This window comes from Stenotrophomonas nitritireducens (assembly GCF_050984405.1).
Classification (GTDB): Bacteria; Pseudomonadota; Gammaproteobacteria; order Xanthomonadales; family Xanthomonadaceae; genus Stenotrophomonas; species Stenotrophomonas nitritireducens_B.
The window spans coordinates 1823321-1849062 of the sequence record NZ_CP158790.1; the positions used below are offsets into that span (position 1 = coordinate 1823321).

General features: G+C 68.9%; 22 protein-coding genes. 14 read left to right on the forward strand and 8 right to left on the reverse strand.

Features of this window, described 5'->3' with window-relative positions; all coding sequences use genetic code 11:
- The first annotated feature begins 26 nt into the window (after positions 1–26).
- The 3 genes from murL (at position 27) to ABTV91_RS07865 (ending at position 3856) form a co-directional block, all read left to right on the forward strand.
- Positions 27–1484, forward strand: coding sequence for a UDP-N-acetyl-alpha-D-muramoyl-L-alanyl-L-glutamate epimerase (gene murL / locus ABTV91_RS07855; protein ID WP_433853984.1), 1458 nt, complete (start codon positions 27–29; stop codon positions 1482–1484).
- Entirely contained in the window at positions 1465–2871 is a 1407-nt protein-coding gene (murD, locus tag ABTV91_RS07860; RefSeq protein ID WP_433853985.1) for a UDP-N-acetylmuramoyl-L-alanine--D-glutamate ligase, read from the forward strand. The genes murL and murD overlap by 20 nt, the downstream gene beginning before the upstream one ends.
- Positions 2872–3058: 187 nt before the next feature.
- Positions 3059–3856: a dienelactone hydrolase family protein gene (locus tag ABTV91_RS07865; RefSeq protein ID WP_433853986.1), complete on the forward strand. Its 798-nt coding sequence runs from the start codon at positions 3059–3061 to the stop codon at positions 3854–3856.
- 239 nt (positions 3857–4095) lie between these two features.
- Here the strand turns inward: ABTV91_RS07865 and ABTV91_RS07870 are convergent, their stop codons facing one another.
- Positions 4096–4344, reverse strand: coding sequence for a helix-hairpin-helix domain-containing protein (locus ABTV91_RS07870; RefSeq protein WP_433853987.1), 249 nt, complete (start codon positions 4342–4344; stop codon positions 4096–4098).
- Positions 4345–4504: 160 nt separating this feature from the next.
- Entirely contained in the window at positions 4505–5503 is a 999-nt protein-coding gene (locus ABTV91_RS07875; RefSeq protein ID WP_433853988.1) for a polyprenyl synthetase family protein, read from the reverse strand.
- Positions 5504–5679: 176 nt separating this feature from the next.
- Between ABTV91_RS07875 and ABTV91_RS07880 the strand changes: the two genes are divergently transcribed.
- Positions 5680–7293 (forward strand): alpha-glucosidase, encoded by a 1614-nt coding sequence (locus ABTV91_RS07880; protein ID WP_433853989.1) that lies wholly within the window; start codon positions 5680–5682, stop codon positions 7291–7293.
- Positions 7294–8028: 735 nt separating this feature from the next.
- On the opposite strand, the gene ABTV91_RS07885 is transcribed toward ABTV91_RS07880, so the two are convergent.
- Together ABTV91_RS07885 and ABTV91_RS07890 are read right to left on the reverse strand one after the other, a co-directional pair.
- Positions 8029–10788, reverse strand: a complete 2760-nt coding sequence (locus tag ABTV91_RS07885) for a TonB-dependent receptor (protein ID WP_433853990.1) — start codon at positions 10786–10788, stop codon at positions 8029–8031.
- Positions 10789–11098: 310 nt separating this feature from the next.
- Positions 11099–13165, reverse strand: a complete 2067-nt coding sequence (locus ABTV91_RS07890) for a glycoside hydrolase family 97 protein (protein WP_433853991.1) — start codon at positions 13163–13165, stop codon at positions 11099–11101.
- A gap of 196 nt (positions 13166–13361) precedes the next feature.
- Here ABTV91_RS07890 and ABTV91_RS07895 point away from each other — a divergent pair, with 196 nt between their 5' ends.
- The 3 genes from ABTV91_RS07895 to ABTV91_RS07905 all read left to right on the forward strand — a co-directional run bounded on the left by ABTV91_RS07895 (position 13362) and on the right by ABTV91_RS07905 (position 17019).
- Complete coding sequence (locus ABTV91_RS07895) at positions 13362–14843, forward strand: MFS transporter (protein ID WP_433853992.1); 1482 nt, start codon at positions 13362–13364, stop codon at positions 14841–14843.
- Entirely contained in the window at positions 14843–16573 is a 1731-nt protein-coding gene (locus ABTV91_RS07900; RefSeq protein ID WP_433853993.1) for an alpha-amylase family glycosyl hydrolase, read from the forward strand. The genes ABTV91_RS07895 and ABTV91_RS07900 overlap by 1 nt, the downstream gene beginning before the upstream one ends.
- A 65-nt stretch (positions 16574–16638) precedes the next feature.
- On the forward strand, positions 16639–17019 hold the full coding sequence (locus tag ABTV91_RS07905) for an SseB family protein (protein ID WP_433853994.1): 381 nt from the start codon (positions 16639–16641) through the stop codon (positions 17017–17019).
- 147 nt (positions 17020–17166) lie between these two features.
- Here ABTV91_RS07905 and ABTV91_RS07910 read toward each other — a convergent pair whose 3' ends face one another.
- Both ABTV91_RS07910 and ABTV91_RS07915 read right to left on the reverse strand, forming a co-directional pair.
- The gene (locus ABTV91_RS07910) at positions 17167–18207 is read right to left on the reverse strand and encodes a LacI family DNA-binding transcriptional regulator (protein WP_433854147.1); all 1041 of its coding nucleotides are present in this window, start codon (positions 18205–18207) and stop codon (positions 17167–17169) included.
- A 70-nt stretch (positions 18208–18277) separates the two neighbouring features.
- Positions 18278–18622 carry a GIY-YIG nuclease family protein gene (locus ABTV91_RS07915; protein ID WP_433853995.1) on the reverse strand — a complete coding sequence of 115 codons (345 nt, stop codon included), beginning with the start codon at positions 18620–18622 and terminating at the stop codon, positions 18278–18280.
- Between the two features lie 82 nt (positions 18623–18704).
- Here ABTV91_RS07915 and ABTV91_RS07920 point away from each other — a divergent pair, with 82 nt between their 5' ends.
- Positions 18705–19298: a DUF2239 family protein gene (locus ABTV91_RS07920; RefSeq protein ID WP_433853996.1), complete on the forward strand. Its 594-nt coding sequence runs from the start codon at positions 18705–18707 to the stop codon at positions 19296–19298.
- A gap of 135 nt (positions 19299–19433) precedes the next feature.
- Entirely contained in the window at positions 19434–19970 is a 537-nt protein-coding gene (locus ABTV91_RS07925; protein ID WP_433853997.1) for a single-stranded DNA-binding protein, read from the forward strand.
- Positions 19971–20226: 256 nt separating this feature from the next.
- Here the strand turns inward: ABTV91_RS07925 and arsH are convergent, their stop codons facing one another.
- Entirely contained in the window at positions 20227–20958 is a 732-nt protein-coding gene (arsH, locus tag ABTV91_RS07930) for an arsenical resistance protein ArsH (protein ID WP_433853998.1), read from the reverse strand.
- 17 nt (positions 20959–20975) lie between these two features.
- Here arsH and ABTV91_RS07935 point away from each other — a divergent pair, with 17 nt between their 5' ends.
- Genes ABTV91_RS07935 through ABTV91_RS07955 form a run of 5 tightly spaced genes read left to right on the forward strand, consistent with a single transcriptional unit; the run spans position 20976 to position 24316 of the window.
- On the forward strand, positions 20976–21308 hold the full coding sequence (locus ABTV91_RS07935; RefSeq protein ID WP_433853999.1) for an ArsR/SmtB family transcription factor: 333 nt from the start codon (positions 20976–20978) through the stop codon (positions 21306–21308).
- 54 nt (positions 21309–21362) lie between these two features.
- Entirely contained in the window at positions 21363–21875 is a 513-nt protein-coding gene (locus ABTV91_RS07940; protein WP_433854000.1) for an arsenate reductase ArsC, read from the forward strand.
- A gap of 13 nt (positions 21876–21888) precedes the next feature.
- The gene (gene arsB, locus ABTV91_RS07945; RefSeq protein ID WP_433854148.1) at positions 21889–22914 is read left to right on the forward strand and encodes an ACR3 family arsenite efflux transporter; all 1026 of its coding nucleotides are present in this window, start codon (positions 21889–21891) and stop codon (positions 22912–22914) included.
- 41 nt (positions 22915–22955) lie between these two features.
- A complete protein-coding gene (locus tag ABTV91_RS07950) occupies positions 22956–23153 on the forward strand; it encodes a hypothetical protein (protein WP_433854001.1) in 198 nt (65 codons plus the stop codon).
- The gene (locus tag ABTV91_RS07955) at positions 23153–24316 is read left to right on the forward strand and encodes a P1 family peptidase (protein ID WP_433854002.1); all 1164 of its coding nucleotides are present in this window, start codon (positions 23153–23155) and stop codon (positions 24314–24316) included. The genes ABTV91_RS07950 and ABTV91_RS07955 overlap by 1 nt, the downstream gene beginning before the upstream one ends.
- Positions 24317–24603: 287 nt before the next feature.
- Here the strand turns inward: ABTV91_RS07955 and ABTV91_RS07960 are convergent, their stop codons facing one another.
- Complete coding sequence (locus ABTV91_RS07960) at positions 24604–25716, reverse strand: helix-turn-helix transcriptional regulator (protein ID WP_433854003.1); 1113 nt, start codon at positions 25714–25716, stop codon at positions 24604–24606.
- Positions 25717–25742 lie beyond the last annotated feature (26 nt).

The following is a 25742-nucleotide window of genomic DNA, read 5'->3' on the forward strand; positions in this document are numbered from 1 at the left end:
CCGAACCGGGTGGAGTCCTGAGCCGCATGTTTGATCGAAATTCCGTTGCCGTCTTCCGTTTCGTCCGCTGCGATTTCGCCGCGGATACCGGCGTGGCGCGGCTGGTGTACGCCTTCGACGACGGCCCGGAGATGACCGAGACCGTCACCGTGCCGGGCGCGCCGTTCCGCCTGGACGGCGAACGCGCGGCGGCGGTGCAGCGCGCCCTGCGCCTGCTGCACCTGATTGCCGGCGTGAGTTACTACAAGGCGGCGGTGCCGGCGCAGGTATCCATCGACGGCTACGCCATCGACGCCGATACCGCGGCGCTGGTGGAAACGGTCTACCTCAACGGCCTGGGCGAGTTCGCCTACCGCAACGGCCTGAACCTGCGCGGCCGGTTCAGGCTGCCGGTTTCGCTCCCCTCTCCCTCCGGGAGAGGGGCCGGGGGTGAGAGGACGGCCGCCGCTGCGGTTGCCGGAGCCGCTGCTGCTTCCGCCGTACCCTCACCCCAACCCCTCTCCCAAGGGGAGAGGGGCCCGGAAGCGCCGGTGCTCGGTCTGCGCCACCACGCCCTGGTCGCCATCGGCGGCGGCAAGGATTCGCTGGTCAGCATCGAGGCGCTGCGCCATGCCGGCGTCGGCGAGACCGTCACCTGGATCGGCGGTTCGCAGCTGATCCGCGCCTGCGCCGAGCGCACCGGCCTGCCGATGCTCAACATTGGCCGCACGCTGGCGCCGGAGCTGTTCGAACTGAACCGGCAGGGTGCGTGGAACGGCCACATCCCGGTGACCGCGGTGAACTCGGCGATCATGGTGCTGGCGGCGCTGGTGCAGGGCGTGGACCAGGTGGTGTTCTCCAACGAACGCTCGGCCAGCTACGGCAGCCAGATCGCCGGCACCGGCGAGGTCAACCACCAGTGGTCCAAGGGCTGGGTGTTCGAGAAGGCGTTCGGCGAATACGTGCAGCGGCATGTCGCCGCCGACCTGCATTACTACTCGCTGCTGCGTCCGCTGTCGGAACTGGCGGTGGCGCGGCAGTTCGCCAAGACCGACTACTACGACGCGCACTTCTCCAGCTGCAACCGCAACTTCCACATCCTCGGCGAGCGCCCGGTGAACCGCTGGTGCGGCGTCTGCCCGAAGTGCCACTTCGTCTTCCTGGCGCTGGCGCCGTTCATGCCCAAGACCCGGCTGGTGCGCATCTTCGGCCGCAACCTGCTCGACGATGGCGACCAGGCTGGCGGCTTCGACGCGCTGCTGGAATTCCAGGACCACAAGCCGTTCGAATGCGTGGGCGAGGGCAAGGAGTCGCGCGCGGCGCTGGCGACGCTGGCCGCGCGCCCGGAATGGAAGGAGGACGTGCTGGTCAAGCGCTTCGCCAGCCTGATCCAGCCGACGCTGGCGGCCGACGAACTGAAGATCGAACCGCTGCTGGTGATCGATGGCGAGCACCGCATCCCCGCGGCTCTGTGGGAGCGCCTGCGTGCGGATTTCGCAGCTTGAGGGCAAACGCGTCGCGCTGTGGGGTTGGGGCCGCGAAGGCCGCGCCGCCTTCCATGCGCTGCGCGAACGCCTGCCCGGCCTGCCGCTGACCCTGTTCTGCCCCGAGGCCGAAGCCGCAGGCGCGCGCGCCGAGGCCGGTGGCGCGCTGCAGGTGGAAACCGACGCGACCGGCGAAGCCCTGTCGCGTTTCGAGGTGGTGGTGAAATCGCCGGGCATCAGCCCGTACCGGCCCGAGGCAGTGGCCGCCGCTGCGCGCGGCACGCAGTTCATCGGCGGCACCTCGCTGTGGTTCGGCGAGCACGCGCGCGCCGACGGCACGCTGCCCGGCACGGTGTGCGTGACCGGCACCAAGGGCAAGAGCACCACCACCTCGCTGCTGGCGCACCTGCTGCGCGCGGCCGGGCACCGCACCGGGCTGGCCGGCAACATCGGCCTGCCGCTGCTGGAAGTTCTGGACCCGCGGCCGGCGCCCGAGTACTGGGCAGTGGAGCTGTCCAGCTACCAGACCGGCGAGGTCGCGCGCAGCGGCGCGCGGCCGGATGTGGCCATCGTGCTGAACATCTTCCCCGAGCACCTGGACTGGCACGGCAGCGAGCAGCGTTACATCGACGACAAGCTGTCGCTGGTGACCGGCGGCCACCCGCGCGTGGCGGTGCTCAATGCCGCCGATGAACACCTGCGCGCGCTGCAGCTGCCGCACAGCCAGGTCGTGTGGTTCAACCAGCCCGAAGGCTGGCACATGGTCGGCGAGGTGGTGCACCGCGGCGCGCAGCCGGTGTTCGATACCTCGGACACGCCGCTGCCGGGCCGCCACAACCGCGGCAACCTGTGCGCGGTGCTGGCGGCGCTGGAAGCGCTGGGCCTGGATGCGGTGGCACTGGCGCCGGCGGTGCGCAGCTTCCGCCCGCTGCCCAACCGCCTGCAGCTGCTGGGCGAACGCGACGGCCTGCGCTGGGTCAACGACTCGATCAGCACCACGCCGCACGCCTCGCTGGCCGCGCTGGACTGCTTTGCCGGGCAGCGCATCGCGCTGCTGGTCGGCGGCCACGACCGCGGGCTGGACTGGCACGACTTCGCCGCGCGCATGCGCGACGACGCGCCGGTGGAAATCGTCACCATGGGCGCCAATGGCCCACGCATCCATGCCCTGCTGCAGCCGCTCGCCGCTGAAGGCCGGTTCGGCCTGCATGCCGCCGGCGACCTGCCGCATGCGGTCGAACTGGCGCGCGCCGCGCTGGGCGCGCAGGGCGGGGTGGTGCTGCTGTCACCCGGTGCGCCGAGCTTCGGTGCCTACAAGGATTACGTGGCGCGCGGCCGTCATTTCGCTGAACTGGCCGGGTTTGATCCGGACCTCATCAGCGCGATTCCCGGGTTGGGCGTGGGCTGAGTTTGTCGCTGGCTTCCTGGGCCGGGAGCTTCCCCTCGCCCCAACCCCTCTCCCGCGGGCGGGAGAGGGGCTGATGCACTGCGAACCCACGCTTTCCGAGCCCCTCTCCCGCCTGCGGGAGAGGGGTTGGGGTGAGGGCGGCGTTTACCCGTAGACTCCGCGGGACAACCCAACCCGGAGCACTCCCATGCAGGCAGCACGAAAGTGGCAGTTGGCAGCGTTGGCACTGTGCGTTTCGGCGGCCATGCCCGCCATGGCGAAGATGCAGCAGCGCCCGGTCGAATGGCAGCACGGCGGCACCACCTACAGCGGGGTGCTGGTCTATGACGACGACGGCGATGCGCGCCGCCCGGGCGTGGTGATGGTGCCGAACTGGCGGGGCGTGAACGCCTCGGCCGTCGCCAAGGCCGCGCAGATCGCCGGCGACGACTACGTGGTGCTGGTGGCCGACGTCTACGGCAAGCAGGTCCGCCCGAAGGACAACGATGAAGCCGCCGCGGCCTCCAGGCCGCTGCGCGAAAACCGCGCCGAACTGCGTGCACGTGCCGGGGCGGCGCTGGAGGCGCTGAAGGCACAGGCCGGCAAGGCACCGCTGGATGCCGCCCATATCGGCGCGGTGGGGTTCTGCTTCGGCGGCACCACGGTGCTGGAAATGGCGCGCGCGGGCATGCCGCTGGCCGGCGTGGTGAGCCTGCACGGTGGGCTGGCATCGCCCGCACCGGCCGCGGCGCATAGCGCCAAGGTGCCGATGCTGGTGCTCAACGGCGCCGCCGACCAGGGCGTGACCGCCGAGGACATCGCCGCTTTCGGCAGGGAAATGGACGCGGCCGGCGCCGACTGGCAGTTCGTCAACTTCAGCGGTGCGGTGCACTGCTTCGCCGAGTCGGACGCCAACAGCCCGCCGGGCTGCGTCTACGACCCGCGCGCGGCCAGACGTGCCTGGAAGATGATGGACAACTTCCTGGAAGAACGCCTCGGCGATTGAACGCCACGCGGTAGGTGCGGGGCTTGCCCCGCACGGCTGCATTGGCAAAGCCATGCGGGGCGAGCCCCGCATCTACGAGCAGGCGGGGCACTGATGCTGCGGGGCCTGCCCCATGGAGGCTTTCCCGGTGAGGCGGTGAGGCTTCATGCGAGGCGAGCCTCGCATCCACGAACCGGATGAAGCCGTAGCTGCGGGGCTTGCCCCGCAGTGGCTTTTCTCGACAGAGCTTTGGCGAAAGGTCAGCGCGCCAGGCTGGCGCGGGCAGCGCCGATCGCGCCGGTGATCGCGGCGCGCGCCTGTGGGCTGTTGCGCCAGCAGCTGCTGCCCAGCATCGCCGAGGCCTGGCTGACGATGTCGCCCGGCTCGGCCTGCGCCAGCTGCCGCAGCGTGTGGAAACCCAGTTGTTCCAGCCGCGCCACCACGGTGGCGCCGACGCCCTTCACCGCCAGCAGCACCGCGCGTTCGTTGTCGCTGAAGGCATTGGACATGTTCGATGCTTCCTCTGGGAGGTCCGTAGGAGCGGCTTCAGCCGCGAAGGGGCTTTCCCTGGATACCAACAGAGATCCAAGGGTCGGGTGGGGGGGGCGAGAAAGCCCCTTCGCGGCTGATGGCCCGAGGCCACCCGGAGCCGCTCCTACGGAAGCGGGCTCAGTGGCTGCGTTCGACCGCGTAGCGGGCCAGGCCGCGCAGGGCGGCGACCGCCTCGCTTTCGGGCAGGCCGTCGAGCGCGCGCTCGGCGGCGTCGGCATATTCCACCGCGCGCTGGCGGCTGTATTCCAGGCCGCCGGTGGCGTGGATGGCGGCCAGCACTTCCGGCATCGCCCCGGCATCGCCGTCCTGCACGATTTCGCGCAGGCGCTCGCGCATCGCGGCGTCCGAATGCGCCATCGCGTGGATCAGCGGCAGCGTGGCCTTGCCCTCGGCCAGGTCGTCGCCCAGGTTCTTGCCCAGCTCCTCGGCGTTGGCCGAGTAGTCCAGCACGTCGTCGGCGATCTGGAACGCGTAGCCCAGCGCCATGCCGTAGTCGTAGAGCTGCTGCTGCACGGCTTCGCCGGCGCCGCTGGCCAGCGCGCCCAGGCGGGTGCCGGCGGCGAACAGCACCGCGGTCTTGCGCTCGATCACGCGCAGGTAGGCGGCCTCGTCGGTGTCCGGGTTGTGGACGTGCAGCAGCTGCAGCACCTCGCCCTCGGCGATGCGGTTGGTGGTGTCGGCCAGGATGCGCATCACCGGCATGCGGTCCAGTTCGACCATCAGCTGGAAACTGCGCGAATACAGGAAATCGCCGACCAGCACGCTGGGCGCGTTGCCCCACAGCGCGTTGGCGGTGCTGCGCCCGCGGCGCAGGTCCGACTCGTCCACCACGTCGTCGTGCAGCAGGGTGGAGGTGTGGATGAACTCGATGATCGCCGCCAGCTGGTGGTGCTCGGGGCCGGCGCCGCCGGCCGCGTGGCCGGCCAGCATCACCAGCATCGGCCGCAGGCGCTTGCCGCCGGCGGAGATGATGTGGTCGGCGATCTGGTTGATCAGCACCACGTCCGAGGACAGGCGATGGCGGATCAGGGCATCGACGGCGGCCATGTCCGGGGCGGCAAGGGTCTGGATGGCGGGCAGGCCCAGCGCGGGGCGGAGGTCTTCGGCGATGCTCATGCGATGGCGTCGGGGGGCGTGGGGGAATTATAGGCGGTGCCGCCGGCGACCGGGCGTGAGCGCCCGCGCGGCCGTGAATACGTATGCACAGCGCTCCATGGCTCCGGTGCCGCCGCTAAGCTGGTCGGGTTCATCCATGCCCCGCCGCGGGCACGCACAGCCCGGAGGGGCGCTCGATGTCGAACACTCCCTGGTGGCGGGGCGCCGTCATCTACCAGATCTATCCGCGCAGCTTCCTGGACACCGACGGCGATGGCGTCGGCGACCTGCCGGGCATCATCGACCGGCTCGACTACGTCGCCTCGCTGGGCGTGGATGCGATCTGGGTGTCGCCGTTCTTCCGCTCGCCGATGGCCGATTTCGGCTACGACATCGCCGACCAGCGCGACGTCGATCCGCTGTTCGGCACGCTGGACGACTTCGACCGCCTGCTGGCGGAAGCGCATGCGCGCGGCCTGAAGGTGATGATCGACCAGGTGTTCAGCCACACCTCCGACCAGCACGACTGGTTCCGCGAAAGCCGGCAGAGCCGCGACAACCCCCGGGCCGACTGGTACGTGTGGGCCGACGCGCGCGAGGACGGCACGCCGCCCAACAACTGGCTGTCGATCTTCGGCGGCGTGGCCTGGAAGTGGGAGCCGCGCCGGCGCCAGTACTACCTACACAACTTCCTGTCCTCGCAGCCGGACCTGAACTTCCACAACCCGGCGGTACAGCAGGCCACGCTGGACTACGTGAAGTTCTGGCTGGACCGCGGCGTCGACGGTTTCCGCCTGGATTCGATCAACTTCTGCTTCCACGACGCGCAGCTGCGCGACAACCCGGCCAAGCCGGAGAGCGAGCGCGTGGGCCGCGGCTTCAGTCCGGACAACCCGTACGCGTTCCAGTACCACTACTACAACAACACCCGGCCGGAGAACGTCGGCTTCCTCGAGCGCCTGCGCGCGCTGCTGGACCAGTACCCGGGCGCGGTGACGCTGGGCGAGATTTCCTCCGAGGATTCGCTGGCGACGACCGCCGAGTACACCGCGCCGGGCCGCCTGCACATGGGCTACAGCTTCGAACTGCTGGTCGACGACTACAGCGCCGGCTACATCCGTGCCACGGTGGAGAAGCTGGAAGCGACGATGCGCGACGGCTGGCCGTGCTGGGCCGTGTCCAACCACGACGTGCAGCGCGCGGTGACGCGCTGGGGCGGTGCGCCGGCCGATCCGTCGATGGCGAAGATGCTGGCCGCGCTGGTGTGTTCGCTGCGCGGCTCGGTGTGCATCTACCAGGGCGAGGAACTGGGCCTGGGCGAGGCCGACGTGCCGTTCGAGGCGCTGCAGGACCCCTACGGCATCACCTTCTGGCCCAACTTCAAGGGCCGCGACGGCTGCCGCACGCCGATGCCGTGGACCGGCGCCGAACTGGCCGGTTTCAGCAGCGGCAGGCCATGGCTGCCGATCCCGGCCGAGCACCGCGCGCTGTCGGTGCAGGCGCAGGAAACCGCGCCGGACTCGGTACTCAACGCGTTCCGCGCGTTCCTGGCCTGGCGCCACACGCAGCCGGCGCTGACCGGCGGCGCGATCCGTTTCCTCGACAGCGCCGAGCCGGTGCTGCTGTTCGAGCGCATGCTCGAAGGCGAGACTTTGCTGCTGGCCTTCAACCTGTCGTCCGCGCCGGTGCGGCATGGGTTGCCCGCCGGCCGGTGGCAGGCACTGGACGTGCCCGGCCCGGTCGCCGGCCATGTCGAGGGCGGCGAGCTGGTGCTGCCGGCGCACGCGGTGTACTGCGCGCGGCGAGGCTGAGCGGCTAGAGACACGAAGCGGTGGAGCGGGGCGGAGAGCGATCTCCGCCCTTTTCGTTGGGCGTCGCCTGAAGCGTGTGTAGGGGACAACAGGCGATGGCGCGCTCTTCGTAGGAGCGACTTCAGTCGCGATGAGGCTTTACCGGTGGAGCCCCTTCGCGACTGAAGTCGCTCCTACGGGAGCAGCCGGGCGAAGCGGGGGCTGTTCTGTCTGCCGCATCCTGTTGTTGGATGGTGCGGGATTCAATCCAGCGCATTCCCGCATCCGGCCTCACGAAAACCCGCTGCTTGCGCAGCGGCCACGACAGAGCCGGTGCAGGCAGTGCCGCGCTCTTCGCAGGAGCGACTTCAGTCGCGATGAGGTTTTACCGGTGAAGCCCTTTCGCGACTGAAGTCGCTCCTACGGGAGCAGCCGGGCGAAGCGGGTGCTGTTCTGCGTGCCGCATCCTGTTGTTGGATAGTGTGGGATTCAATCCAGCGCATTTCCGCATCCGGCCTCTACGCACGAAAATCCGCTGCCTGTGCAGCGGCCACGACAGAGCCGGCGCGGGCAACGGTGCGCTCTTCGTAGGAGCGACTTCAGTCGCGATGAAGCTTTACCTGTGAAGCCCTTTCGCGACTGAAGTCGCTCCTACGGGCATGGCGGCGGTTGGCAGCGGGCGATGTCCATCCCATGCACGAAAAAGCCCGCTGCTTGCGCAGCGGGCCTTGATGTCGCGGAACAGCCTCCGCCGGATCAGAACTTGTAGTTCACGCCGATCTGGTAGCTGCGGCCCCATTCCACGGTTTCCAACGGGCGGTCCTTGCTGCCGGCATAGGTCTCGTACTTCGAGTTGGTCAGGTTGCTGGCCTGCAGGAACAGGCTCAGGCCCCTGAACATCGTGCCGTCGCCGAAGCTGTAGCCGATCTGCGCGTCCAGCACGTCCTCGCCCTTGACGTAGCGCAGGGTGCGGTTGCCGTTGAAGTTGCCGATCTCGCCGATGAAGTCCGAGCGCTTGCGCTGGTTAAGGCGTACTTCGAAACCGTTGTTTTCGTAGTAGGCGGTGAAGTTGTACACGCGCTTGGACAGGCCCGGCAGCATGATCGGATCGCTGCCGACGCTGGAGGTGGTGCCCGGGTCCGGCGGAATGGTGATGTCGCTGTCGTTGAAGCTGGCGCTGGCCACCACGCCGAAGCCGCGCAGGGCGTCGACGAACAGGTCCAGCGGCAGCGAGGCGGTCAGCTCGGCGCCGCGCAGGCTGCCGCCGTTGCCGTTGAACGGGGCGGTGTAATAACCGGTCTTGTCGACCACGATGCCCGGCGGCAGGGTGACGCCGTTGGCTTCCAGCCATGCGTCGACCTGCGGGGTGAAGTCGTAGCCGTCGCGCTTCTCGGTGTATATGTAGGTCTTCAGGTCCTTGTAGAACACCGCGGCGGCCACGTAGGCCTTGTTGCCGAAGTACTTCTCCCACGACAGGTCGACCGCGTTGGCCACCCACGGGTCCAGGTTGGGATTGCCGCCGCTGGCGCCGGGCTTGCCGGTGTTGGTGTCCACGCCGAACTCCATCGACGCGCGCAGTTCGTCCACGCGCGGGCGCGCGACCTGGCGGGCCATCGCGAAGCGCACCGTGTTCTCGGCCGGCAGTTCGAACGCCAGGTTCAGGCTGGGCAGGAAGTCGATGTAGCTCTTGCCTTCGTTGATCGGGATGACCTGGCTGCCGACCGGCTGCCCGCCGTCCCAGTAGTTCGAGCTGGACGACTGGCGCACGTGCTGTGCCTGGATGCCGATGTTGCCACGCACCGGGATCGCGCCGATCTGGGTGCTGATGTTGGCGCGCAGGAAGGTGGTGGTGATTTCCTCGTCCACCGTCCACTGTTTCGGAATCAGGTAGCTTTCGGTGGTGGTCGGCTTGAACACCATGTACTTGGCGACGACCGCCGGGACGTTCCAGGCCGGGATGTAGCCGGCGCCGGCGAAGCCCAGGTTGACCGGCGCGTACTGGAATTCGGACGCGATGCTGGTCACGCCCTGCGCGCCGAGGTTGATGTTGCCCTCGGCCTGGGTCTTGTCCTTGCTGCGATCGGCGTAGTTGACGCCCGCGTCGATGTCGGTGAACCAGCTGAAGCCTTCCGGAGCCGGGAAGTTGACCGCCAGCTTGAAGCCCTTCAGCTCGTCGTCCACGTGCGGGGTCTTGCCATAGCCCGAGCCGTAGATGGTGTTGGTGAGGTAGAGCCTGCTGTAGTCGGAGTAGTCCATGCCCGGGGTGAACTGCGGGAAGCTGCCGCCGGCGAAGTTCAGCTTCACCGAATCCAGCCGCGGCGCCGGCAGCAGCTGCAGGTTGTTTTCCAGGTTGATCTCGTCGCGCTCGGCCTTGGACCAGCTGACGTCGGCCACCACGCGCACGTCGCCGAAGGTGAATTCGTTGTTCCAGCCGAAGGCCTTGATGCTGTCCTCGCGATGGTTGTACATGCCGCGCACCAGCGGATAGACGTTGTGCGCGGTGCCGCCGACGAACGTGCCGTCCTTGACCACGACGTCGCTGACCTGCAGGCGGTCATAGCCGCCGTTGTAGTCGCCCAGGTGGATTTCCATCTGGTTGGCGGTGTCGTATTCCTTGGCCTTGGTGTAGAAGGCATCGAGCGTGCTGGTCCAGGCGTTGTTCGGGCGGAACTGCAGGGTAGCCATCACGCCGTCGCGCCTGGCGTTGCCGGTGCGGCGCAGCGCCTTGATGCCGTCGGAGTAGAACGTGCCGGCGGCCACGCCCGGGCGCCAGTTGTCGCCGATGGCCTGCCACGGCTCGTACAGGCCGACCTGGTTCTCCTGCTTGGCCATGTCCGAATGCGAATAGCCGATGGCCAGGCCGACGGTGTCGTCGGCGAACTTGTCCACGAAGCTGACGTTGAAGCGGTTGCCGTAGGGATCGACGCCAGCGGCCTCGCCCAGCGAGTTCTTCTGGTAGCGGCCGCTGATGGCGATCACCCGGTCGCCGTAGCTGAGCGGGCGCACGGTCTGCATGTCCAGCGTGCCGGACAGGCCCTGGCCGACCAGACCGGCGTCCGGCGTCTTGTACACGGTCACGCCGCTGATCAGCTCGGACGGGTACTGGTCGAATTCCACGCTGCGGTTGTCGCCGGTGCTGACCATCTCGCGGCCGTTGAGCAGGGTGGTGGCGAAGTCGGGCGACAGGCCGCGCACGCTGATCACCTGGGCGCGGCCGGCCACGCGCTGGGCGGCCAGGCCGGGCAGGCGGGCGATGGACTCGGCGATGCTCACGTCCGGCAGCTTGCCGATGTCCTCGGCTGAGACCGCCTCGACGATCGAGGTGGCGTCGCGCTTGACCGAGATCGCGCTTTCGATGCCGCGGCGGATACCGGTGACGGTGACGGTGTCCAGGTCGACGGCGTCGGCCTTCTTCTGGCCGTCGTCGCTAGTGCTCTGCGCGTATGCACCGCTGGCCTGCAGGGCCAGCGCGGATGCGAGCGCCACGCTCAACAGGTTGCGCTTGGTGTTCAACATTCTCCCCTCTCCCAGGTGATGTCGTTTGGTTGTTCTGCGTGCGCCCGGATCGGATTCCGGGCCTTCGTCGCCGATGCGATGCGGTCGGACTGCGACTGTCATGCATGGTAATCAGCGGGCAACGTCGTGGAATCGGCCTGCATACGTATTCAATGCGCCGGTTTGCGCCGCGTGCGCTGGGTTTTGGGATGACAACGATGGCAACGGCGCCTCGAGGGCGCCGTCGGTCATGCGGAGTCGCAGGTGCCGGCTTGCCCCGCACGAGGTGGCCGGGCTGCCATGCGGGGCAAGCCCCGCATCCACGATGTAATCAATCCAGTGGTACGAAGCGGATCGCGGCGCCGCCGCCGGGTGCGAGCTTCAGCGCGATGCGGTCGCCGCTGCCGACCTCGCGGGTTTCGCGCGCGAAGGCGAACGGCTTGTCCCGCCAGTTGGCGCCATCGCCGTCGCGGTAGATCTCGGCGCGGTAGCGGCGGCCCGGTTCGAGGAAGGACAGCTGTGTGTACAGCGCATGCGGCTTGTCGTCGCCGACGCTGCCCAGGAACCATTCGCCGCTGCCGCGCGCCTTGCGCGCGAAGGTGACGTATTCGCCGACCTCGCCGTCCAGTACATGGCTTTCCTCCCAGTCCACCGCCACGTCACGGATGAACTGGAAGGCATCGGGATGCTGCGCGTAATGCTCGGGCAGGTCTGCCACCATCTGGATCGGGCTGTACAGCACCACGTACAGCGCCAGCTGCTTGGCCAGGGTGCTGCGCAGCGGCAGGCCGTTGCGTCCCTTCAGGCTGACGATGCCGGGGGTGTAGTCCATCGGCCCGGCCAGCATGCGGGTGAATACCAGCGTGGCTTCGTGTCCCGGCGGATTCGGCGGATCGCCCCAGGCGTTGAACTCCATGCCGCGCGCGCCCTCGCGCGATACCCAGTTCGGGTACGTGCGGCGCAGGCCGGTGTCCTTGATCGGCTCGTGCGCGTTGATGGCGATGTGCCGCCGCGCCGCCTGCTGGACCACGCGCAGGTGGTGGTTGCTCATCCACTGGCCCTCGTGCCACTCGCGCACGACCGGACCGCCCGCGCGGTCCTGGCGCTGGATGTCGCCGGCATCGCAGACGTAGCCGGTCTTCACCACGTCCACGCCGTTGCGCGCGTACAGGTCGAGCGCGGCCGGCAGCTGGCGCTCGTAGTGGCTGACCGCGCACGCGGTCTCGTGGTGGCCGATCAGGTGCACGTCCTTGCCGGCGGCGTACTTCGCCAGCCCGGGCAGGTCGAAATCCGCGGTGGCGCGGGTGAAGTCGAAGCCCCAGCCATTGGCGAACCAGTTGCCGTCCCAGCCGGGGTTCCAGCCTTCCACCAACACGCCGCGGAAACCGTTGGCGGCGGCGAAGTCGATGTAACGCCGCGTATTGGCGGTGGTGGCGCCATGCTTCGCGCCGGTCGCCCAGGTCTCGGTCTCCAGGTGCAGCGACCACCACACGCCCACGTACTTGGCCGGGGTGAACCAGCTCACGTCGCCGATGGCGTTGGGTTCGTTGAGGTTGAGGACCAGGCTGGATTCGGCCAGGTCGCCGGCGCGCTCGCCGACCTGGATCGTGCGCCACGGCGTGTGGAACGGCAGCGTGCGCACCACCGCGGCATCGCCGCTGCCCGGGGTGAGCGCGGCGCGCAGCACGTCGCCATCGCCGCGCGCCAGGTTCATGCCGGCGTAGTCCACCAGCGCCGCTTCGTGCAGGGAGATGTGCAGGCCGTTGTCGTCGCGCAGCGTGAGCGGCGTCTGCGCGGTGCCGACTTCGCGCAGTGGCGTGCGGTGGTACAGGTATTCCTCGCGGTTCCATTCGAAGGCGGGAATCCACCACGCGTTGGCGGGGCGGGCCAGCGCGAACTCGGTCAGTTCCGCGCGGATGTGCGCTTCCTGCATCGTCGGCTGCTGCGGGAATTCGTAGCGGAAGCCGACGCCGTCGTCGTAGACGCGGAACACCACGTCGAAGCGGCGCCCGGGATGGGTGGCGTCCACCGGCTTCTCGGCGAAACGGGCGCGCAGCTCGTTGTAGTGGTTGTGGGTCAGGCGGCGCTCGCCCCAGGGCTGTTCCCAGGTCTCGTCGAAGCTGCGGCGGGTTTGCCCGACCAGTTCGAGGTTGCGCTCCAGCCGGCCATCGCCGAGCAGGAAACCCAGCCGCGACGGCGCGATCACCGCCTGGCCCCGGCGTTCGACGCGGTAGGCGATGCGCCCTTCGTGCTGCGATTCGAGCGCGACCGTGAGCACGTCGCCGGGCGAACGGATGCGGGCCAGCTCGGCCGCCTGCGCGGCGGGCAGGCCGGCCAGCAGCAGGGCGAAGGCGAGTTTGATGCGGAACAGGCGCGAGGAGGGGCGTGGCGGGGCCATGGCGGGTATCGACTCCGGAGCAAGGAACGGAAGGCGGGTGTCGCCACTATTCCAGTTGGTGCGCAGCGTCATTGGCGGCAGCGGCACTGAATACGTATGCACCGGCGGTGCGCATCCGGCGGGTGGCCTCTACCATGGCCCGGGCGCATTGGCGCCGTACATCGCATCCGTGATTCCCGGAGGGGGGAAGCGCTTGATGAAAAGCAAACCGCAGCTGTCGTTCTGGCAGATCTGGAACATGTGTTTCGGGTTCCTCGGCATCCAGTTCGGCTTCGCGCTGCAGAACGCCAATGCCAGCCGCATCTTCGAGACGCTGGGCGCGTCGATGGAGGCGGTGCCGGGGCTGTGGATCGCCGCGCCGCTGACCGGCCTGCTGGTGCAGCCGGTGGTCGGCTACCTGTCCGATCGCACCTGGACCCGCTGGGGCCGGCGCCGGCCGTTCTTCATGATCGGCGCGGTGCTGACCACGCTGGCGCTGCTGGTGATGCCCAATTCGCCGACGCTGTGGATCGCCGCCGGCACGCTGTGGGTGCTGGATGCCTCGATCAACGTGTCGATGGAGCCGTTCCGCGCCTTCGTCGGCGACCAGCTGGCGCCGCGCCAGCGCCCGGCCGGCTATGCGATGCAGAGCTTCTTCATCGGCGTCGGCGCCATCGTTGCCAGCCTGCTGCCCTATCTGCTGGCGCACTGGGGCGTGGCCAACACCGCCGCGCCGGGCGAGGTGCCGGACACGGTGCGCTACGCGTTCTACTTCGGCGCGGTGGTACTGCTGGCGGCGATCGCGTGGACGGTGTTCAGCACGCGCGAATATTCGCCGGCCGAACTGGCTTCCTTCGACGATGCCGAACCTGCCGCCGGACACCACGCGGCCGCGGCCACCGGCGCGCCGTCATGGGCGCAGGCCGGCGCGTGGCTGCTGCTCGGCATCGCGCTGGCGGCGCTGATCGCCTGGCGCCAGGGCGACAGGATGCTCTACGTGCTGGCCGGCCTGTGCGCCGCCTACGGCGTGCTGCTGGCGCTGGTGCGGCTGCTGCCGGGCACGCACATGCTGGCGGCCATCGTCGGCGACCTGCGCGCGATGCCGCCCACCATGCGGCGGCTGGCGTGGGTGCAGTTCTTCTCCTGGTTCGCACTGTTCGCGATGTGGATCTACACCACCGCGGCTGTGGCCGGCACCCACTTCGGTTCCACCGATCCGCAGTCGGCTGCCTACAACGAAGGCGCCAACTGGGTGGGCGTGCTGTTCGGCGCCTACAACGGCTTCGCCGCGCTGGCGGCGCTGGTCATTCCGGCCATGGTGCGGGCTTTCGGCCTGCGCTGGAGCCACCTGCTCAACCTGTGGCTGGGCGGCGCCGGCCTGGTCTCGCTGATGTTCATCACCGATCCGGCGTGGCTGCTGCTGTCGATGGTCGGCGTCGGTTTCGCCTGGGCCTCGATCCTGTCGCTGCCGTACGCGCTGCTGTCCGACAGCGTGCCCGCGTCGAAGATGGGCGTGTACATGGGCATCTTCAATTTCTTCATCGTGATCCCGCAGCTGGTGGCCGCCAGCGCGCTCGGCTTCGCCCTGCGCGCGTGGCTGGGCGGCGTGCCGATGCATGTGCTGGTGCTCGGCGGCTGCAGCCTGTTCGTGGCCGGCCTGTGCGTGCTGCGGGTTCCGTCCCGTCCGGAGGTGGTGTGATGCGCGTGCGTCTGTCGATGGCCGGTCTTGCGCCGGCGCTTTCCCTTGCACTGCTGGCCGGCGGCGCGGCGGCCGGCACGCGCCCGGACTATGTCGGCACCACCGAGCCGTTCGCCAGCGACGCGGTGTACTTCGTCGTCACCGACCGCTTCGTCAACGGCGACCCGTCCAACGACCACCGCGACCAGGGCGGTGCGCACCGCACCTTCGACATTCCGGTGCACTGCCCGGACGGCATCGACGGCAACATCGGCTACCTCGGCGGCGATTTCAAAGGCGTACTCGACAACGCCGGTTACATCCGCGGCCTCGGCTTCGGCGCGGTGTGGGTCACGCCCATCGTCGACAACCCAGACCAGGCCTTCACCGGCAGCAAACCGGTCACCTGCACCAGTACCCTGACCGATCGCGGCAAGACCGGCTACCACGGCTACTGGGGCGTGAATTTCTACCGGCTGGACGAACACCTGCCGAGCGCGGATCTGGATTTTTCCGGTTTCACCCGCGGCCTGCACGATGCCGGGCTGAAGGTGGTGCTGGACATCGTCGGCAACCACGGCTCGCCGGCGTGGACGATGCCGGTCCGGCAGCCGCAGTTCGGCCAACTGTTCGACAGGGACGGCAAGCTGATCGCCGACCACCAGAACCTGCCGCCGCCGCAGCTGGACCCGAAGCACAACCCGCTGCACGCCTTCTACAACACCATCGGCCCGGTGGACGGTGAAAAAGGCTCGATCTTCGACGGCAACCTCGCCGAGCTGTCCGATTTCAACCAGGACAACCCGGCGGTGATGGACTACCTGGCCGGCGCCTACCTGCAATGGACGGCGCAGGGCGTGGATGCGCTGCGCATCGACACCATCGGTTGGCTGCCGCATGCGTGGTGGCACGCCTTCGTCGAGCGCATGCGCGCCGAACATCCGGGCATGTTCATGTTCGGCGAGGCCTTCGACTACGACGCCGCGCGCATCGCCGAGCACACCTGGCCGGCCAACGCCAACGTCAGCGTGCTGGATTTCCCGCTGCGCGGCGCGCTGTCGGCGGTGTTCGGCAGGGAAGGCAAGGGCTTCGAGGCGCTGGCCGAACCGCTGCATCTGAGTGGCGGCCCGTATGCCAACCCATACGCGCTGATGACCTTCTACGACAACCACGACATGGCGCGGCTGGACGCCAGCGACGCGGGCTTCATCGACGCGCACAATTGGCTGTTCACCGCGCGCGGCATCCCGGTGCTCTACTACGGCTCGGAAACCGGCTTCATGCGCGGCCGCGCCGAGCACGCCGGCAACCGCGCCTACTTCGGCCAGGAACGCATCGACGCGGCGCCGCGCAGCCCGATCTTCGCGCCGCTGCAGCGCATCGCGCGCCTGCGCGAGGCGACGCCGGCGCTGCAGCGCGGGCTGCAGGTCAACGAACGCCTGCACGGCGACCAGGCGGTGTTCTACCGCGTGCTGCAGCAGGGCGACACCGCGCAGACCGCGCTGGTGCTGCTCAACAAGGGCGATGCGGAACAGACCTTCGAGGTGCGCCGCTACCTGCAGGCCGGCACCTGGCGCGATGCGCTGGATGGCGGCGCGGCGGCAGTACGGGACGTGCTGAAAGCGCAGGTGCCGGCGCATGGCGTCAAGGTGTACGTGCTCGATGCCGAGGTGCGGCAGCCGGAACTGCAGGCGCAACTGGACGCGGCGATGGCCGACCAGGCCGCCCGCGACGCGCGCCTGGCGCGCTGATGCGCTGACGCGCCCGCCGCGCGGCGCCGACGGTACAATCCTCGCCCCGCCGATACCCGCCCGCCATGGACACGCTTCCCCCGCAGACCCCGCTCGAAACGCTGCTGAAGGCGGCCATGGACGGTGCCGTGCCGATCAAGGCCTTCATGCAGGCCTTCGTCGCCTCGGAAGTGGTGCTGCTCACCGGCAGCCTGGTCACACCCGACGGCAGCGGCTTCGATCCGCTGCTGTTCGACAAGCAGGGCGTGCTGCACGTGGCGGTGTTCACCGACCTGGCGCGGGTCGGTTTCCACGCCCAGCAGGCGCCGCACACGCTGCGCTGGCCGATGCTGGACGTGCTGCGCCGGGTACCGGGCGGCTACGGCGTGGTGGTGAACCCCGGCACTCCGTTGGGCTTCGAGATATCGCCTTCGGGCGTGGGCGAATTGCTCAAGGATTTCAGCTGACCCTGTGGATGCGGGGCTGGCCTCGCATGGCGCTTTCCCGGTAACGCCTCCTGCTGTTGCAGGAGCGGCTCCGGGTGGCCTCGGGCCATCAGCTGCGATGGTGCTTTCCCGTCAAAGCCACGAAAGCGTTCGCGGCTCAAGCCGCTCCTACGGTTGCTCCCGCGCCCGCGACGACTCGCGCACCACCAGCTTCACCGGGATGCTCTGGCTCTCCACCGGCTCGCGCGCGATCAGCGCCAGCAACTTCTCCACCAGCAGCTGCCCGGCCTGCTTGGTGTCCTGCTGCACCGTGGTCAGCGCCGGCGACACCGAGGCCGCCAGCGGGATGTCGTCGAATCCGGTGACCGCCACGTCCTGCGGTATGCGCAGGCCATGCTCGCGCAGGGCGCGCAGCGCGCCGATGGCGATCAGGTCGCTGGCCGCGCATACCGCGTCGAAACGCTGCCCGCCGGCGAGCAGGGCGGCGCAGGCGGCGTGGCCGGATTCCTCGGTGGTGATGGCATCGTGCTGCAGCGCCGGTTCCGCCGCCAGGCCACGCGCGCGCAGCGCCTGCGCGTGGCCGCGGTAGCGTTCCTCGAACTCCGGGTAATGGCTGGAGGCGTGGCCGAGGAAGGCGATGCGGCGCCGGCCCTGGTCGAGCAGGTGCGCGGTGATGTCGTAGCCGCCCTGGAAGTTGTCGCTGCCCACCGACACGCCGGGCTGGCCGGGCAGGGCCGCGCCCCAGCGCACGAAATGCGTGCCCTGTTCGACCAGCCGCTGCAGCCGCTGCACCGATTCGTGGTAGTCGCCGTAGCCGAGCAGGATGATGCCGTCGGCCTTGTTGCTGTCCTCGAAATCGGCGTGCCAGTCGCTGGACAGCTGCTGGAACGACACCAGCAGGTCCTGCCCCTTCAGCGCGCAGGCGCGGGTGATCGAACCCAGCATCGAGTGGAAGAACGGATTGATCAGCGAGTCGTCCGGCGTCGGGTCCTCGAAGAACAGCAGCGCCAGCGTGCCGGACTGCTGGCAGCGCAGGTTGGAGGCGTTCTTGTCGACCTTGTAGTTCAGCTGACGGGCGATCTCCAGGATGCGCCGGCGCGTCTCGGCATTGACCATCGGGCTGCCGCGCAGGGCGCGCGACACCGTCGGCTGCGAAACGCCGGCCATGTGCGCGATATCCAGTGACGTGGCTTTGCCCTTGATGACCATCATGACCCGGCAGCGTGAAGGTGCCGGCCATCATGCCATGCGGCGGCGGCGAGGGCGCCGCCGCGCCGGATCAGCGCAGCGGCGTGGCGCCGGTCCGCCGGCAGACCTCGGCCAGCGCCTCCTGCAGCAGGCGCGTGCGTTCGAAGTCGTGCAGGTCCGGTTCGTCTTCCAGTTCCAGCGCGTCGTGGCATTCGAACGCCCCGGCGCCGTGCGTATTCCAGGCCTGCTGCAACGCACGGTGCGGATGGTTGCCCAGGCGCAGGGTGAACCACAGCCGGTTGCCGATGGTGGACAGGTCGTTGGCCGGCCCGGCCCAGCTCTCGCCACTGGCGGTGCAGAGCACGCGGTAGATGCCGCGGCGGATCGGGCGGCGTTTGTAATCGGCGATCTGCTGCCGGCGCTGGTGCTTGTCCATGGGGGGGGCCTGAAGGGAGGAATATATTGCCCGGGTAAAAATAGCGTGGCAATATTACCCGGGTCAAATATGGAGCCGATGCATGAACGATCCCCTGAAGGCGCCCCACGCCTTGTTCGAAGGCTGCCGCCTGCTGGCCCGCGGCGAACTGCGGCAGGTGGTGCGGGAAGCCGTCGCGCGCGCCGGCGTGGCGGCGGATGGCCGCCCGTTGCTGCTGCTGGACGACCGCACCGGGCAGAGCCTGGACCTGGACCTGCGTGGCGATGCCGGCGAGGTGCTGGAGCGGCTGCGGGCGCGCTTCCCGGCGCCGGATGAAGCGGAACCGCCCGCACCGAAGGAACGCGGCCGGCCGCGGCTGGGCGTGGTGGCGCGTGAAGTCACCCTGCTGCCGCGTCACTGGGAATGGCTGGCGGCCCAGCCCGGCGGGGCGTCGTCGGCGCTGCGCCGGCTGGTGGAGGAGGCGCGCCGGCGCGATGGCGGGGCCGGCGACCTGCGCCAGCGCCGCGAGGCGCAGTACCGGGCGATGCTGGCCCTGGCCGGCGACCTGCCGGGCTTCGAGGAGGCCAGCCGCGCCCTGTTCGCCGGTGATGATGCCGGCTTCGCCGAGCGCATCGGCCAGTGGCCCGCCGACGTAGGTGCCTACCTCGCCAGCCTGTCGGTGCACGCCGCTGGATGAGGCGGCAGGGTGGGCGGGAAGGGGATGGGTTGTTACCATCCCGTGTCCCGTCCCCTCCCGGCGCCTGCACCGGGAACCACGGATGCCGGCTGCAGCCGGCACAATCCCCGGCACACAACGCAAAGAGCGAATCCCATGGCCCGCGGCATCAACAAAGTCATCCTGGTCGGCAACCTCGGCAACGACCCGGACGTGAAGTACACCCAGAGCGGCATGGCCGTGACCCGCATCAGCCTGGCCACCACCAGCGTGCGCAAGGACCGCGACGGCAACAACCAGGAACGTACCGAATGGCACCGCGTGGTGTTCTTCGGCAAGCTCGGCGAGATCGCCGGCGAATACCTGCGCAAGGGTTCGCAGGTCTACGTCGAAGGCGAGATCCGCTACGACAAGTTCACCGGCCAGGACGGCGTGGAGAAGTACACCACCGACATCGTCGCCAACGAGATGCAGATGCTCGGCGGCCGTGGCGAGGGTGGCGGCGGTGGTGGCGGCTACGGCGGCGAGCGCCCGCAGCGCCAGTCGGCCCCGCGCCCGCAGGGCGGCGGTGGCGGCTACGGCAACCAGGACCAGGGCGGCGGCTACGGCCAGCGCCCGCAGCGCCAGGCACCGGCCCAGCAGCCGTCCGCGCCGCCGATGGACGACTTCGCCGACGACGACATTCCGTTCTGAGGCGCAAGGGCGGGAAATCGCCTTGTTCCAGAAGAAAAGCCCTCGTTCCAGAGGGCTTTTTTGTTTCGCTTCCCTACTTGCCCAGGATGGCCCGGATTGCCTCCTTCCGCCCCTCGTTGCCGCCATGCTTGTCGTGGGCAGGCCGGATCCGGAGCGGAACATTCCTTCAGGGCCGTGGCGGCCATTGAGGCGGACGACCCCATCATCCGTGCGCCGCCGCATCGGCCCGGGCGGCTGGCCTGAATCGATTCGGCGGTTATCCAGCGACACCGGCCGCCGCTGAAATGCGGCGCGCTTCCTCCGCGCCGCGCCGCTCGCTGTAGCGGTCCACCAGGTAGTCGCTGCGCCCGCGCACCAGCAGGGTGAACTTCATCAGCTCCTCCATCACGTCCACCACGCGGTCGTAGTAGGACGAGGGCTTCATGCGGCCGTTGTCGTCGAACTCCTGCCAGGCCTTGGCGACCGACGACTGGTTCGGGATGGTGACCATGCGCATCCAGCGGCCCAGCACCCGCAGCGTGTTGACTACGTTGAAGGACTGCGAGCCGCCGTTGACCTGCATCACCGCCAGAGTCTTGCCCTGGGTCGGCCGCACGCTGCCGTCTTCCAGCGGCAGCCAGTCGATCTGGTTCTTGAACACGCCCGTGATGGTGCCGTGGCGTTCGGGCGACACCCAGACCTGGCCCTCCGACCACTGCGACCACTCGCGCAGCTGCCGCACTTTCGGGTGGCTTTTGTCGACGCTGTCCAGCACCGGCAGTTCGTGTGGATCGAACACGCGGGTCTCGGCGCCGAGGTGCTGCAGGATGCGCTCAGCTTCCAGTGCCAGCTTCCGGCTGAAGGACTGCGGCCGCAGCGAGCCGTACAGCAGCAGGATGCGGGGCGGATGCCTGTCGTCGGCGCCCAGCGTTTCATGCTCGGGCGCGGGCAGCAGGTCGGCATCCAGGTGGGTGGGGAGGTCAAAGGGGGATTGTTCGGACTTTTTCATTCTACTATTCTAGAAATATGGAAATGAAAGATGCAATCGCCTCCTTGACCGCCCTGGGCCATGCGACCCGCCTGGCTGCGTTCCGTCTGCTGGTCGAAGCCGGCCCCGCAGGCCGCATGGCCGGTGACATTGGCGAGGCGCTGGGCGTTCCCGGCGCAACGCTGTCCTTCCATCTGAAGGAACTGGCGCATGCCGGCCTGGTCGAGGCTGAGAGCCAAGGTCGCTACGTCTGTTATCGCGCCAACTTCCAGGCAATGAACGGCCTGATCGAGTACCTCACCCACAACTGCTGCGCCGGTTCGAGCAATGCCGAATGTGCGCCAGCGACCGATCCCGCCTGCGGCTGCTGATCGAGCGGCCGTTCTCTTGCGGCGCACCGTCCTCCTCCACACGACACTCTTGCCATGACCCATAACGTCCTCTTCCTGTGCACCGGCAACAGCGCACGCAGCGTCCTGGCCGAGGCCACGCTGCGCGCGTGGGCCGGCAACCGTTTCAATGTGTTCAGCGCCGGCAGCCAGCCCACCGGCACCGTGAACCCGTTCGCCCTGGCCCAACTGCAGGCCGAGGGGATATCCACCGCCGGACTGCGCAGCAAGTCCTGGGACGAATTCACCACGCCGGAAGCCCCGCGCATGGATCTGGTCGTGACCGTGTGCGACTCGGCGGCGGCCGAGACCTGCCCGGTGGTGTTCGGCGATTTCCTGCGCACCCATTGGGGGTTGCCGGACCCCGCGGCGGCCGGTGGCAGCGATGACGACAAGCGCGCGGCGTTCAAGCAGGCCCATCGCGTCATCCAGGCCCGGCTGATGGCCTTCCTGGCGCTTCCTTCATCGGTCTGGGAGGACCGCGCACGACTCAAGGCCGACCTGGACAGGATCGGTTTTGTCGAAGCCGGGGACGAAGCCGGTGAGTGACATTGCGCCGCGCATGGGATTCGTCGAGCGCTACCTGACCCTGTGGGTGGCGCTCTGCATCGTGGTGGGCACGTTGCTGGGCCACCAGTGGCCTTCCGTTTTCATACGCCTGGGAAGCATCGAGTGGGCGCAGGTGAACCTGCCGGTGGCCGCGCTCATCTGGGTGATGATCGTGCCCATGCTGATGAAGGTGGATTTCGGCGCGCTGCGCCAGGTCGGCCAGCACTGGCGCGGCATCGGCACCACGTTGTTCATCAACTGGGCGGTGAAGCCGTTCTCGATGGCCCTGCTGGGGTGGTTCTTCCTGCGCCACGTCTTCGGACCCTGGCTGCCGGCCGACCAGGTGGACTCCTACATTGCCGGCCTCATCCTGCTGGCGGCCGCGCCGTGCACCGCGATGGTGTTCGTGTGGAGCAACCTGTGCCGCGGCGACGCGGCGTTCACCCTCAGCCAGGTGGCCTTGAACGACGCCATCATGGTGGTAGCGTTCGCTCCGCTGGTCGCGCTGCTGCTCGGCATTTCCTCGATCACCGTGCCGTGGGCCACGCTGGCCATCTCCGTGGGGCTCTATATCGTGGTGCCGGTGATCATCGCCACGGGGCTGCGCGCCTGGGTGATGCGCCGTGGCGGACAAGCCCAGCTCGATGGGTGGCTGGCCCGGCTCGGCCCGCTGTCGCTGGCGGCCCTGCTGCTGATGCTGGTGCTGCTGTTCGGGTTCCAGGGCCGGCAGATCCTCGCACAGCCGCTGGTCATCGCGATGCTGGCGGTGCCCATCCTCATCCAGGTCTATTTCAACTCCGGGCTGGCGTACCTGCTCAACCGCAAGCTGGGCGTGGCCCATTGCGTGGCCGGCCCGTCGGCGCTGATCGGCGCCAGCAACTTTTTCGAACTGGCGGTGGCCACGGCGGTGAGCGTCTTCGGCGTCCATTCGGGGGCGGCACTGGCAACGGTCGTCGGCGTGCTGATCGAGGTGCCGGTGATGTTGTCGGTGGTCCACATCGTCAACCGGTCGCGGGGCTGGTACGAACGACGGGCCTGAGCTGAAGCGTGGAGAGCGGACGGTGGTCCGGGTCGGCCTCGTTGCCGATCTTCGGGGATCCCCGCATCGCGACGATCACCGATGCAAGAATCGGGATTTCTCCCGATGCGCAGGCACCGCGCCCGCGCCAGCATCGTGCAATGGGGCCGGCGATCCGGCCGTCGCGGGCGATGCGGGGCGCGAAGCGCTTCCTGTACCGTGCCCCCATGTTCCGTGTCCTGCTGGAGATCGTCGAATGATGAAGCCCTGGTCCATCCTGCTGTTCGCTCTGGTTGCCGGCGGTGAGGTGTCGCCCGTGGCCGCGGCCGAACAGCGGCCGCGCGCGCGCGAGGCCGGTGTGGTGATCGGCACGCTGCCGACCGGGCCGCGCAATGCCATCACCGACGTGGCCGGTGTCGGCGTCGGCCATGCCACGCTGCGCGAGGGCACGCGGCTGCATACCGGCGTCACCGCGGTCCTGCCGCACGCCGGCAACCTGTACCGGCAGCGGGTGCCCGCCGCGATCGTCGTCGGCAACGGCTACGGCAAGCTGGCCGGCATCACCCAGGTGCAGGAGCTGGGCGAGCTGGAAACGCCGATCCTGCTGACCGGGACGCTGAGCACCTGGAAGGTCGCCGATGCGACGGTGGACTGGCTGCTGCGCCAGCCGGGCATGGAGCAGGTGCGTTCGATCAATCCGGTGGTCGGCGAGACCAACGATGGCTACCTCAGCGACATCCGCGCGCGGCCGCTGACGCCGGCATTGGTGGAACGCGCCTTGACGACACCGTCGTACGCAGAGGTCGAGGAAGGCAGCGTCGGCGCTGGCGCCGGCACGGTTGCGTTTGGCTGGAAGGGCGGCATCGGCACCAGTTCGCGGCAGCTGCCCGTGGCCGCCGGCAGCTATACGGTCGGCGTGCTGGTGCAGAGCAATTTCGGCGGCGAACTCACCATCGCCGGCGTGCCGGTCTGGAAGGTACTGCCGGATCCGGCGGCCTACGCACGCAGCCTGGCGGTGCCGCCACCGAGCACCGGCGACGGCAGCATCATGATGGTGGTGGCCACCGATGCGCCGCTGGACGCGGCCCAGCTGCAGCGCCTGGCGAAGCGGGCGCTGGTCGGTCTGGCGCGTACCGGTTCGGTGATGTCCAACGGCTCGGGCGACTACGTCATCGCCTTCTCCACGGCGAAGGAGAACCGGCGCGATCCGGAGGTGGCGGCGCAGCCGGCGCGCAGCCTTGCCGGTGAAGCCATGTCGCCGCTGTTCCAGGCCGCCGCCGAGGCGACCGAGGAAGCCATCGTCAATTCGCTGTTCCGCGCCCATACCGTGCAGGGACACCGCGGTACCGCGGCGGCGCTGCCGCTGGAGCCGGTGCTGGACGCGGTGCGACGGGCGAAGGTGGCGGCGCCGGCTTCGCGCTGAGGCGTGTGCTCGGGCGCACGCCTTCGTGGCACGCCGCGGCCCGCAGCGGTGCCATCGCCACGGCCGGGTTCATGCATGCCTTGATCATGCCTTACCGCAATCCACCGGTTTCAGGGTGGCCAGTACGGTCCAGCGTGCCGCTGGTGATACACATCCCGGTCCCGTCTGCGAAAGCTGGTCTAGCAGCGACGAGACCGTGCACCGGATGAGCATGCAGATCGCGCGCGACCCGCGACCGCTCCGTGTCCGTCCCGCAGGAATGAGGCCGAAGGCCGCGCTTCGCCCGCTCAGTTCAGCAGCCGCGCCAGCTGTGTGCGGTTGGCGACGTTCAACTTGCGGAAGATCGAGCTGATCTGTGACTCGATGGTCTTGCGCGAACGGCACAGGCGTTCGGCGATGGCGTCGTTGCGCAGCCCGGACGCGACCAGGCCGGCGACCTTGCGCTCGCTGGGCGACAGGCACTGGAGCAGCGGAAGGGCGCGCGCCGGAATGGCATCGGCCGCGTCCTGCGCTTCGCCTGTGGGTGCCAGGATCAGCAGGTGCTGTGCATGGCGGAACGAGTTGCCCGGCGCCGAGCTGACCTCCACCCGCAGCGTTTCGTCCGGGCGCCGCGGGTGCGCGATGGCGAAGGTGGCGCGGTTGCCGGGGAGCGGGCCCGTGCCGGCCGCGTCCGCCATCCAGCGGCGCAGCGGCGCTTCGATCGCGTGCGGCAGGCGCCCGCTGCGCTCGGCATCCGCACTCCAGCGCCGGCACAGGCGTTTGGCTTCGCGCGACATGTAGGATGGCGCCAGGGTTTCGTCCACCAGCACCGCGGCGAGCGGCAGCTCGTACAGCAGGTCTTCCACGGCCTTGTGCCGCAGGCGGTCGGACTCGAGCATGCGCACGCGCTGCAGGCTGGCGTCCAGCAACGGATACAGCTCGGCCAGGAAGGCCAGTTCGGCATCGGACAGTTCGGTGTGCGCGGTGAGGATGCGGATGCTCATCACCGCTTCCAGCCGCGTGCCGTCCCAGAACGCCAGGTGGATGAACTCGCGCCAGCCCGGCGTCGGATTCTGCGCCTTCAACCGTGCCGGCGCGTGCGCGTCCTGCGAGGCGATCTGCGAGAACGTATACCAGCGGATGCGCGGGTTCGCGTCCAGGTAGGGCGCCGCCACTTCCAGGCTGGTGACCAGGCGGCTGTCCTCGTCGCCGGCATCGGCCAGGTGATGGCGGCCCTGCAGCGGCTGGTAGCCGTCGATGTCGAACAGCAGGCTGCATGAATGGCAGGGCAGGGCCTTGTTGATCAGCGCCGCGCAGGCCTGCCACAGCGATGCCATGTCGAGCGCCTTCACCAGCGCCGCGCGTTCGGCGGCCAGGCGGTCCGTAGTGGCGGAGGCACAGGTGGCATCGAGCATCAACATGGCATCTCCCGGAAGGTGCGGACAAC

Coding starts and splice junctions, on each gene's coding strand:
- ABTV91_RS07925 (WP_433853997.1), top strand. CDS start 19,434: ATGGCCCGCGGCATCAACAAAGTCATCCTGGTCGGCAACCTCGGCAAC.
- ABTV91_RS07960 (WP_433854003.1), bottom strand. CDS start 25,716: ATGTTGATGCTCGATGCCACCTGTGCCTCCGCCACTACGGACCGCCTG.
- ABTV91_RS07870 (WP_433853987.1), bottom strand. CDS start 4,344: ATGTCCAATGCCTTCAGCGACAACGAACGCGCGGTGCTGCTGGCGGTG.
- ABTV91_RS07875 (WP_433853988.1), bottom strand. CDS start 5,503: ATGAGCATCGCCGAAGACCTCCGCCCCGCGCTGGGCCTGCCCGCCATC.
- ABTV91_RS07915 (WP_433853995.1), bottom strand. CDS start 18,622: ATGGACAAGCACCAGCGCCGGCAGCAGATCGCCGATTACAAACGCCGC.
- arsH (WP_433853998.1), bottom strand. CDS start 20,958: ATGAAAAAGTCCGAACAATCCCCCTTTGACCTCCCCACCCACCTGGAT.
- ABTV91_RS07920 (WP_433853996.1), top strand. CDS start 18,705: ATGAACGATCCCCTGAAGGCGCCCCACGCCTTGTTCGAAGGCTGCCGC.
- arsB (WP_433854148.1), top strand. CDS start 21,889: ATGGGATTCGTCGAGCGCTACCTGACCCTGTGGGTGGCGCTCTGCATC.
- ABTV91_RS07880 (WP_433853989.1), top strand. CDS start 5,680: ATGTCGAACACTCCCTGGTGGCGGGGCGCCGTCATCTACCAGATCTAT.
- murL (WP_433853984.1), top strand. CDS start 27: ATGTTTGATCGAAATTCCGTTGCCGTCTTCCGTTTCGTCCGCTGCGAT.
- ABTV91_RS07910 (WP_433854147.1), bottom strand. CDS start 18,207: ATGGTCATCAAGGGCAAAGCCACGTCACTGGATATCGCGCACATGGCC.
- ABTV91_RS07940 (WP_433854000.1), top strand. CDS start 21,363: ATGACCCATAACGTCCTCTTCCTGTGCACCGGCAACAGCGCACGCAGC.
- ABTV91_RS07890 (WP_433853991.1), bottom strand. CDS start 13,165: ATGGCCCCGCCACGCCCCTCCTCGCGCCTGTTCCGCATCAAACTCGCC.
- ABTV91_RS07895 (WP_433853992.1), top strand. CDS start 13,362: ATGAAAAGCAAACCGCAGCTGTCGTTCTGGCAGATCTGGAACATGTGT.
- ABTV91_RS07905 (WP_433853994.1), top strand. CDS start 16,639: ATGGACACGCTTCCCCCGCAGACCCCGCTCGAAACGCTGCTGAAGGCG.
- ABTV91_RS07955 (WP_433854002.1), top strand. CDS start 23,153: ATGAAGCCCTGGTCCATCCTGCTGTTCGCTCTGGTTGCCGGCGGTGAG.
- ABTV91_RS07865 (WP_433853986.1), top strand. CDS start 3,059: ATGCAGGCAGCACGAAAGTGGCAGTTGGCAGCGTTGGCACTGTGCGTT.
- ABTV91_RS07900 (WP_433853993.1), top strand. CDS start 14,843: ATGCGCGTGCGTCTGTCGATGGCCGGTCTTGCGCCGGCGCTTTCCCTT.
- ABTV91_RS07885 (WP_433853990.1), bottom strand. CDS start 10,788: ATGTTGAACACCAAGCGCAACCTGTTGAGCGTGGCGCTCGCATCCGCG.
- ABTV91_RS07935 (WP_433853999.1), top strand. CDS start 20,976: ATGGAAATGAAAGATGCAATCGCCTCCTTGACCGCCCTGGGCCATGCG.